The 10,674-nt window shown below is 58.0% G+C and carries 2 protein-coding genes and 2 pseudogenes; all 4 read left to right on the forward strand.

Translation table 11 applies throughout. The features are described from left to right. Positions 1 to 397: pseudogene (locus tag ALO43_RS29670) on the forward strand (transposase); the annotation flags it as partial. A gap of 953 nt (positions 398 to 1,350) precedes the next feature. Beyond that, positions 1,351 to 2,652: pseudogene (locus ALO43_RS32270) on the forward strand (condensation domain-containing protein); the annotation flags it as partial. Positions 2,653 to 2,685: 33 nt separating this feature from the next. Then, complete coding sequence (locus ALO43_RS32275; RefSeq protein ID WP_412778931.1) at positions 2,686 to 3,798, forward strand: AMP-binding protein; 1,113 nt, start codon at positions 2,686 to 2,688, stop codon at positions 3,796 to 3,798. A gap of 11 nt (positions 3,799 to 3,809) precedes the next feature. Next, positions 3,810 to 10,674: non-ribosomal peptide synthetase (locus ALO43_RS25795; RefSeq protein ID WP_268873850.1), on the forward strand; the 6,865-nt coding region annotated here is incomplete at its 3' end.

Genomic DNA, 10,674 nt, shown 5'->3' on the forward strand with positions numbered 1-10,674 from the left:
CTCTCACCGGGACAGGCTAGCGATATCGCCCACGCCCGGCCGTTACTGGATCAGGTGCGCATTCTCGGTAAGCCGGGGCGACCGCGAAAGCGCAGTAGATGGTTACTGGCTGACAACGGCTATGACGCAGAACACCTGCGTTACTACTGCGACCGTTATCGAATGCAGCCTGTGATCCCGCTACGCGCCATGCCACGCAAACCCGGCCTGGCTTGCCCAGACTCTTTGATCGTCCAAAGTATCGGGAGCGCAACATCATTGAGCGGATGTTTGGCTGGCTAAAAGAGAACCGCCGAATCGGCACTCGCTACAACAAGCTGGCCAAAACCTACGCAGCCATGGTCACGCTGGTCTGCAGCCTACGTTGTAGCGGCGATACTTTTCGTACAAAACCTAGGCGGGCTGATTTGCCTGATGGGATTTTTTTCAACCACCGTGCGCCGTCTTGAAGACGGCATACACCAATGATGTTCACTTAAAAATAAAGTTCATGGCATGGAACCGATAACAAATTTTTGGCCACATACATGTTTTAAGGACATTCTGATGAAGCTGTTCTAGGTTTGGCAGAGTGTTTGATCTCCACAGCTTAGGCACACCAAGGACGCAGATGATATTCCCCGACGCCGATTATGCTGGCAAACGTAAGCAAGTCCCTAAAGAGCGTTCTGGTCAAGCCTCAATGTCCGAAATGCGAATGGGGACGTATGGCAGTTCTGTCGACGGCCGTGTTGCGCACGAAGCATGAGTAAGCAGGCGGGATAAGCGGTAATGCGGGTTACACCGCCGTGGACAAGTGTCAGGAACATCAGGATTGTCAAATTAGCTGGCCGATGCGGTACGTCCGAGCCGCTAAAAGCGTGGTGAGACAAGTTGGATCGTGGAGGTGTCCGCAAAGTCGAGCATTCGTTCTGCGTGATCAAGTGCCAGTTTGCGTACACAAAGTTGCGGCTCCGCGGTTGGGCTAAAACCACCGGGCAACAGGCCGCGCTATTTACCCAGTCTAATATTTGGATGGTGCGAAAGAGCTGCTTAGGATGGGAAACCTGCACCTAAATACGAAAAACGTCTTGGGAAGGTGCTAATCGACAAAAATTAATGAGTTAAACACGGGGAAAGTCTGATTATCTGAAAGTAAGGAAGTTTTTTAAATCTTAGGTCAAAAGCTGAACAAAAGCTGATGGCTACTTCAGAACCTTCCTAGGTTCTGACACCCAGTTCATCTGCGAAAAATTGTGCTGTAACTACCCATCTCTGTATGAAACTTGGCCAGCACTACAGGAATTCGGTAGGGCCGCGAACATCATCATTCAGCTGCCGGAAGAATATTAAAATCATGGATGTTTACGCATGAAGCCATCAAATCAAAAAGCATCGAAAAACTCAAATTTCTCGTATGAACTGTCCTCTGTACAGCAGGGTATCTGGCTCGGTCAGATAGCGGATTCGAACATACCACTGTACAACATTGGCATGAGACTGGAGATCAATGGTGATCTCGATATTCCGATGTTCGAGAAGGCTATCAATCTGGTTGCCAAGCATAACGATGCACTACGGCTTGCCTTGTTCCATGAGGGCGATATAGCCAGGCAGAGGGTGCTGCCATCTGTCGATATCAGACTCGCACTCGTCGATTTTTCAGACTACGTTGACAGTGTCGAGCGAGCGCTGGAATACCTTCAACAATCATTTTCCCGACCGTTCAATCCCTTGGAAGGCATTCTTTGGGAGGTGCAGCTCGTACGGTGCAGTGCATCCCATCATTACTGGCTGGGGCGGTGCCATCATTTGGTCATGGATGGCGCAGGGGTAACGCTGTTCTGCCATGCAGTGGAGAAAGCCTACAATAATTTGTTGGCGGGCATCGACGAGCTCGAGGAAGCCCCTTCCTACAGCGACTTCCTGATCAAAGACAAGGCCTATCTGAGTTCGTCGCGCCTGGAGCGCGACAGGGCGTTTTGGCGCGAACGCTATACACAACTGCCGCCACCTCTGCTGCAGTGGTCCGGCGATCATGCCGTGGGTTCAATGTGCAAGAGCGGTCATATTCGCTCGACGATAAAGCGTGACCTGTTCAATGCCCTGGTCGCCGTTGCCACCGAGCATGACCTTTCTCCTGTCGCGATATTCTTTGCCGCCGTAGGCGCCTATTTTTCACGTGTTGGTGATGCTGAAGAGGTCATCATCGGCATGCCCCTGCATAACCGCACGACGGCCTGTCAGAAAAAGACGATCGGTATGTTTTCTTCCGTTATTCCGATCGGCGTACGGGTCGACCCCAATCGCTCCCTGCTCGAATTGATGGGCAATGTGGCCGCCGAATTGCGACGCTGCTACCGCCATGAGCATTTTCCAATCGCGGAACTGAATCGCGCCCTCAATATTGGGCATTCCAGGCGCAAGCAGATCTTCGATATCACGCTTTCATTCGAAAAATTTGACGCGGACTTTATCTTTGGCGGCTCCCCTGCGCAGGCGATCAGGATGTACAGCGGCTTCGATCAGACGCCACTCTCAATCGCTATCTGCGATTACTATTCAGACGATGACATTGTCGTTGACTTTAACTTCAATCTGACCTGCTTTGGCCAAGACGAAATTGAACGGATTCGGGACCGCATTACGCTGCTCCTGAAGTTGGTTGCCGCTCATGACTCAACACCGATTAGCCAGCTTGCGCTGATGGGCGAAACCGAGCGCCGGCAAGTGCTCGTCGAGTTCAACGCAACACATCAGGCATTGCAGCAGGATCTATTGGTCCATCAGCTTTTCGAACAGCAAGCGCAGCAGCAGCCTCAAGCGCTTGCACTGGTGTGCGGCGACGAGTGTGTGACTTACGCGGACCTCAACAGACGCAGCAGCCAGGTGGCTCATGTCTTGCTGTCACTGGGCATTGTTGCCGACGACCGCGTGGCGATCTGTGTGGAACGTAGTGTGGAGATGGTGGTGGGCTTGCTGGGGATCCTGAAGGCTGGCGGTGCATATGTGCCGCTGGACCCTGGGTATCCGCTGGAGCGGTTGCGCTACATGCTGGAGGACAGCGCGCCGGTGGCGGTGCTGGTGCAGCCCGAAACCCGGGAGCTGCTGGGTGCGCTGGCGATGCCGGTGCTGGATCTGCAAAGCGCGAACTGGGCGGTTAAGGCCGAGCTTGATCGCGTGTCGCCGACAGTCACGCCACAGCACCTGGCTTATGTGATCTATACCTCGGGTTCGACCGGCCAACCCAAGGGCGTGATGATTGAGCATCGCAATCTCGTTAACCTGGTGGCTTGGCACTGCGATGCATTCGATCTGACCCATCACAATCGCGTTTCGAGCGTGGCGGGAGTCGGTTTCGATGCCTGCGCCTGGGAAATATGGCCAGCTTTGTGTGTGGGAGCCAGCCTGTCGCTGCTGCCTGGACAAGCGCTTGGCAACGATGTGGATGCACTGCTGTGGTGGTGGCGTCGGCAAGATCTGGATGTGAGCTTCCTGCCTACGCCGGTTGCCGAGATGGCATTCACCCAAGAGATCGAACCGGCCACGCTGCAAACGTTGCTGATTGGCGGAGACCGGTTGCGTCGGTTTCCCAATCCGGATAGTCAGGTCGCGCTGATCAACAACTATGGTCCGACCGAGACAACGGTTGTGGCGACATCCGGTCTGATCGATGCAACACAGTCGGTATTGCACATAGGCCGTCCTATAGCCAATACGCAGGTTTATCTGTTGGATGCCCACGGCCAGCCAGTACCCATTGGGGTCAGCGGCGAGATCCANNTATCGGCGGTGCGGGGGTTGGCCGTGGCTATCTGAATCTGCCGGAACTGACGGCGGAGCGTTTCGTCGAGGATCCGTTCAGTGCCGAGCCGGCAGCGCGGATGTACAGGAGCGGCGATCTGGGGCGCTGGCTGGCGGACGGTAATATCGAATACTTGGGGCGCAACGACGATCAGGTCAAGATACGAGGCTTGCGTATCGAACTGGGCGAGATCGAGACGCAGCTGAAACAGATAGCGAACATCAGGGAAGCGGTGGTGGTTGCCCGAGAGGACACGCCGGGCGAGAAGCGTCTGACGGCGTATTACACACAGCAGGAAGCGAAACAGGCGATTACGGCGCAGACATTGCGTACTGCCTTGCAGGCGAGGCTGCCTGAATACATGGTGCCGGCAGCGTATGTGAAATTGTCGGAATGGCCGCTGACGCCCAATGGCAAGCTGGACCGGCGGGCATTGCCGACGCCGGGGGACGACGCTTACGCCAGTGGTGACTACGAGGCGCCGGCAGGCAAAGTCGAACGTGCACTGGCGGATATCTGGCAAGAGCTGCTCGGTATCGATCGGGCAGGGCGCCACGATCACTTCTTCGAGCTGGGTGGGCATTCGTTGCTGGCGATGAGACTGATCTCCCTGGTCCGACAGCGTTTGAACGTAGAGTTGCGATTGGCCGAGTTATTCGCACATCCGCAGCTCGAGGCGCTTGCCTGCGTGGTTGAGCAGGCACAAAGCAACGCGCTGCCGCAGATTGCGCCAGTCTCACGAGAGATGCCATTGCCGCTGTCGTTTGCTCAGCAACGGCAGTGGTTTCTGGCCCAGATGGAAGGTGCCAGCGTTGCTTACCACATACCGGCGGGGCTGCGCATACTCGGCGCGCTGGATGAGCCCGCCTTGCAACGATCGTTGAACCGGATAGTGGCGCGTCACGAAGTACTGCGCACAACGTTTGTCCAGCAGACCGCGGACCAGTCCGTGGTGCTGCGCATACATCCCGAGGAAACAGGCTGCCCCTTGCGCAAGTACGATCTCACGACGCATGCCGATGGCTCGCGTGAGTTGGCACGACTGGTGGACGAAGAAGCCATTAGGCGCTTCGATCTTCAGCAGGGACCGCTGATTCGAGGGAGCCTGGTTCGTCTGAGCGATGAAGAGCATGTGCTGCTGTTGACCATGCACCACATCGTATCGGATGGCTGGTCGATGGGCATTTTGACGCGCGAGTTGGGAGCGCTCTACGCGAGCGGTTGCCAAGATGAGGCAGCCCCGTTGCCGCCGTTGTTGATTCAGTACGCGGACTACGCGATGTGGCAACGAAGTTGGTTGAGCGGCGAGGTATTGCACAAGCAAAGCACTTACTGGCAGACGGCTCTGCTCGATGCGCCGGCATTGCTGATGTTGCCCGCTGACCGTGTACGTCCTGCGCAACAGGACTATACGGGTGCGTCGGTAGCTGTGGTGCTGGATGCGACGCTGAGCAATGAGCTCAAGACGTTGAGTCGGCGGCACGGCACCACTCTTTTCATGACACTACTGGCGGGCTGGGCAACGGTATTGAGTCGTTTGTCAGGGCAGGATGAGGTGGTAATCGGTTCGCCGGTGGCGAACCGGATGAGCGCGGAGGTCGAGGGCCTGATCGGTTTTTTTGCCAACACCCTGGCGTTGCGGGTAGATGTGTCAGACGACCCGACGGTCGAGGCATTGCTGAGTCGAGTCAAGGCCTGCACGCTGGCGGCGTATGAACACCAGGATCTGCCGTTCGAGCAGGTGGTGGAGTTGCTCAAGCCGGTGCGCAGCTTGTCCCATAGCCCGCTGTTCCAGGCGATGCTGTCGTGGCAGAACATGCCGACGGCGGAACTCGCGATCGACGGGCTGGAGCTGACGCTGCTGGATTCGGTAGTACGCACCACCAAGTACGATGTGTCGCTCGACTTGGCGGAGGTAGAGGGCCGGATCGTCGGTTCGCTGGAATATGCGACGGCGCTGTTCGACAGAGATACGGCGCAAAGCTACGTGGCGTATCTGGAACGGGTGCTGCGTGCAATGGTCGAGAACGAGCGCCAGGTAGTCGGAGCGATCAAGCTCTTGGGCGAAACCGAACGCCGGCAAGTACTTGTCGAGTTCAACGCAACACACCAGGCCTTGCGACAGGATTTATTGCTCCATCAGCTTTTCGAACAGCAAGCGCAGCAGCAGCCGCAAGCGCTTGCGCTGGTATGCGGCGACGAACGAGTGACTTACGCCGATCTCAACAAACGCAGTAATCAGGTTGCTCATGTCTTGCTGTCACTGGGCATTGTTGCCGACGACCGCGTGGCGATCTGTGTGGAACGCAGTGTGGAGATGGTGGTGGGCTTGCTGGGGATCCTGAAGGCTGGCGGTGCATATGTGCCGCTGGACCCTGGGTATCCGCTGGAGCGGTTGTGTTACATGCTGGAGGACAGCGCGCCGGTGGCGGTGCTGGTGCAGCCCGAAACCCGGGAGCTGCTGGGTGCGCTGGCGATGCCGGTGCTGGATCTGCAAAGCGCGAACTGGGCGGCTGAAGCTGAGCATGATCGCGTGTTGTCGACGGTCACGCCACAGCACCTGGCTTATGTGATCTATACCTCGGGTTCGACCGGCCAGCCCAAGGGCGTGATGATTGAGCATTGCGCCATTGTGAACCGCCTGTTATGGGCGCAGGACCACTATCGGCTGAGTCGCGAAGACCGCTTCTTGCAGAAGACACCGTTCGGGTTTGACGTGTCGGTCTGGGAGTTTTTTCTTCCTTTGCTCGCCGGTGCGCAATTGGTGATCGCACGTCCGGCAGGCCATCAGGACCCCGAGTATCTGGCCGAGTTGATCGCAGGCTCGGGAGTGACGATATTGCATTTTGTACCCTCCATGTTGCAGAGCTTCCTCAATCAGGTTGGCCCGCTGGCATGTAGCACATTGCGGCAGGTGTTCTGTAGCGGCGAGGCGTTGCCCTATAGTTTGCAAAAGCACTTCGAGCAACGCTTTGCGCATGTGCAATTGCATAACCTGTATGGCCCTACTGAAGCCGCTGTCGACGTCACCTACTGGCACTGCGTGCCCGACCTGCATACGGGGATCGTGCCGATTGGCCGGCCCGTCGCCAATACCCGGCTGTATCTGTTGGACCCGCATATGCAACCGGTCCCGGTTGGCGTGCGCGGCGAGATTTACATCGCGGGTATACAGCTCGCTCGCGGCTATTTGAATCGTGATGCGCTGACCGCGGAGCGATTCGTGAAAGACCGTTTCAGTAACGACCCGACGGCGCGGATGTATAGGAGCGGCGATCTGGGGCGTTGGCTGGCAGACGGTAATATCGAGTATCTGGGACGCAACGACGATCAGGTCAAACTCCGTGGGTTCCGTATCGAGCTGGGCGACATTGAAGCGCATCTGGCTGGGTGTGCTGGTGTCGGAGAGGCTGTGGTGGTTGCCCAGGAGGACACGCCGGGTGAGAAACGCCTGATCGCTTATTACACGACGAGGGAAGCGAAAGAGATTATTGCAGTGCAGACGCTACGTGCGGCCTTGCAGGCGAGTCTCCCTGAGTACATGGTGCCGGCGGCGTATGTGAAATTGTCGGGGTGGCCGCTGACACCTAACGGCAAGCTGGATCGCCGGGCGCTGCCCGCGCCGGAGGGTGATGCTTATGTGAGCCGCGGCTACGAAGCGCCTCGCGGGAAGGTGGAGATGGCGCTTGCCGAAATCTGGCAGGAGCTGCTTGATGTCGAACGGGTAGGGCGCCACGATCATTTCTTCGAACTGGGCGGGCATTCGCTATTGGCCGTCAGTCTGATGGGCCGGATGCGTCAAGCGGGACTGTCGGCGGATGTACGGATGCTGTTTGCTCAGCCGACTCTTTCGGCGTTTGCCGAGGTTTTGGGTAACGGTCATGAGGTGGAGGTGCCCGCCAACGGAATCGTGGTCGGGTGCACACGAATTACCCCGTCGATGTTGCCGCTCGCAGACCTCAGCGAGGACGCCATCGAGCGAATTGTGAGTACTGTGCCGGGCGGTACGGCGAACGTCCAGGATATCTACGCACTGGCGCCACTGCAGGAAGGGGTGTTGTTCCACCACCTTGCGTCGCTAGAGGGTGACCCCTATTTGCTGAATACGCGTTTTGCGCTGCCAAGCGAAGACCACCTGAAGGCTTTCGTGCGGGCACTTCAGGGCGTGATTGCCAGGCATGACATCTTGAGAACGGCGGTGCTGTGGGAGGGGCTGGACGAGCCGGTCCAGATAGTCTGGCGTGAAGCGCCATTGGCCGTGGAAGCATTGGAACTGAAGGCGGCTGACGGAGACATCGAACAGCAACTTCAGGAGCGCTTCGATCCCAGGCATTGCCGGCTGGATTTGACAAAAGCCCCCTTGATGAAGATGGCTTACGCCTACGACGACGCAAATAGTCGCTGGGTGGCGATTCTGCTGTTTCACCACATGGTGCTGGACCACATGGCGCTGGAAGTGGTGCAACATGAGGTACAGGCGGATCTGCTGGGGCAGGCAGCGCGACTGCCGACGCCGGTACCTTATCGTAACCATGTTGCGCAGGCGCGATTGGGAGTAAGCCAAGCGGCCCACGAAGCGTTCTTCCAGGAAATGCTCGGTCAGGTGACGGAGCCGACGCTGCCATTCGGTTTGCACGATGTGCAGGGTGACGGTCGGGACATAAGGCAAGCCAGGCAGGCAGTGCCCGCAGAGCTGGCGGGCAGGATCCGTCGGCAAGCCAGGAGTCTGGGTGTGAGTGCTGCCAGCCTGCATCATCTGGCGTGGGCGCACGTTCTGGGACGCACGTCGGGCAGGGAAGAGGTTGTGTTCGGTACGGTGTTGCTGGGGCGGATGCAGGGTGGCGACGGTGCCGACCGCTCGTTGGGGATGTTCATCAATACCTTGCCGGTGTGCTTGAACGTGGGTGAGCAAAGCGTAAGTGAGGGGGTGAAGGCCACGCATGCCCGCCTGACTGCGCTGCTTGGTCACGAACATGCGTCGTTGCCGCTGGCGCAACGCTGCAGCGCCATTGCCCCGTCGTTGCCGCTGTTCAGCGCGCTGCTGAATTATCGGCACAGCGCCCAGCCGGAAATATCGGATCAAGCAGACCGCCCTTGGGGCGAAATCGAGGTCTTGGGCTGGAATGAGTGGACCAACTATCCGTTGACGCTTGCCGTGGACGATCTGGGCGAGGGCTTTGCACTGACCGTTCAATCCACGGCGGGGGTCGATCCGCAAAGGGTATGTGCTTACATGGAGACGGCGCTGGAGAGTCTGGTCGAAGCGCTGGAGCACTATCCCGAGTCGTTGCTGCGCCGTCTGGATGTGCTGCCGCGAGCCGAGCGTCAGTTGCTTCAGGAGTGGAATGCGACGGCCGTGGATTACCCGCAAGACACCTGCGTCCATCAGTTGTTCGAAACGCAAGTGGAAAAGACGCCAGAAGCGATTGCGCTGGTATTCGAGGCGCGCAAATTCACTTATGCGCAACTGAATGCGCGTGCCAACCAGTTGGCGCATTATCTGATCGGCCTGGGCATCGGGCCGGATGACCGGGTGGCGATCTGCGTGGAGCGCAGCCCGGAAATGGTGGTGGGCTTGCTGGGGGTTTTAAAAGCGGGCGCTGCCTATGTGCCGCTGGACCCGACGTATCCGGAGCAGCGGTTGCGCTACATGCTGGAAGACAGCGCGCCGGCGGCGGTACTAGTGCAGCGCATGACCCGGGCGTTGCCAGGCAAGTTGGCAGTGCCGTTGCTCGACCTGGAAGGCGGGGGCTGGGAGTCTGAGGCTGACTATGATCCAGTGGCGCGAGCAGTCAAGCCGCATCATCTGGCCTATGTGATTTATACGTCAGGCTCAAGCGGCCGACCCAAGGGCGTGTTGATTGAGCAAAAGGGTTTTCGCAATCTGATGCACTGGTATCTCGACGAGCTGAAACTGGCGTCCGATGATGCCGTACTGCTTGTTTCATCCTATAGCTTCGATCTGACGCAAAAAAACATTCTGGGGCCGTTGTTGGTCGGTGGAACGCTGCATCTGGCCAGAGAGGCTTTTATTCCCGACGTGCTGCTGAAGCAGATTCAACGCGAGCGTATTACCCACATCAATCTTTCACCCAGTGCGTTCAACGCGCTCATCAATGCAAACGATTCAAGGCAACTAGACAGCATTCGCCGGGTGGTACTGGGCGGAGAGCCTGTTCAGTTCGCCAGATTGGAAATGCTTCCCGAGCCGAGGCCGGAATTCATTAACAGTTATGGGCCCACGGAGTGCAGCGACGTGGTGGCCTGGCATAGACTGGTTGAGGATATCGACTGTTATCGGTCTTCGGTGTTTCCGATCGGCCGTCCGATCGCGAATACACGGATTTACCTGTTGGATGTGCACGGCCAGCCAGTGCCCATCGGGGTCAGCGGCGAGATTTATATCGGCGGTGCGGGGGTTGCCCGTGGCTATCTCAATCTGCCGGAACTGACGGCGGAGCGTTTCCTGGATGACCCGTTCAGTGCTGAGCCGGCGGTGCGGATGTACAGAAGCGGCGATCTGGGCCGCTGGCTGGCGGACGGTAATATCGAGTACCTGGGGCGCAATGATGATCAGGTCAAGATCCGGGGCTTTCGTGTCGAGCTGGGCGAAATCGAGTCGCAACTGGCGGTTTGCCCCGGGGTCAGGGAAGCGGTGGTGCTGGCACGCGAGTATAGCCCCGGAGACAAGCGCCTGGTGGCGTACCTGACGGCGCAGGAAGGTGCCGTATTGTCAGCAGCGCAGTTGCGCGAGCAACTGTCGCAAGGGTTGACGGAACACATGATCCCGAGCGCCTTTGTGACGCTGGCGAGTTTCCCGCTGACGCCGAACGGCAAACTGGATCGTCGGGCATTGCCGGCGCCGGAGGACGACGCTTATGCCAGTCGTG

Origin of the sequence: Pseudomonas tremae, from assembly GCF_001401155.1 — a bacterium.
Lineage (GTDB): Bacteria > Pseudomonadota > Gammaproteobacteria > Pseudomonadales > Pseudomonadaceae > Aquipseudomonas > Aquipseudomonas tremae.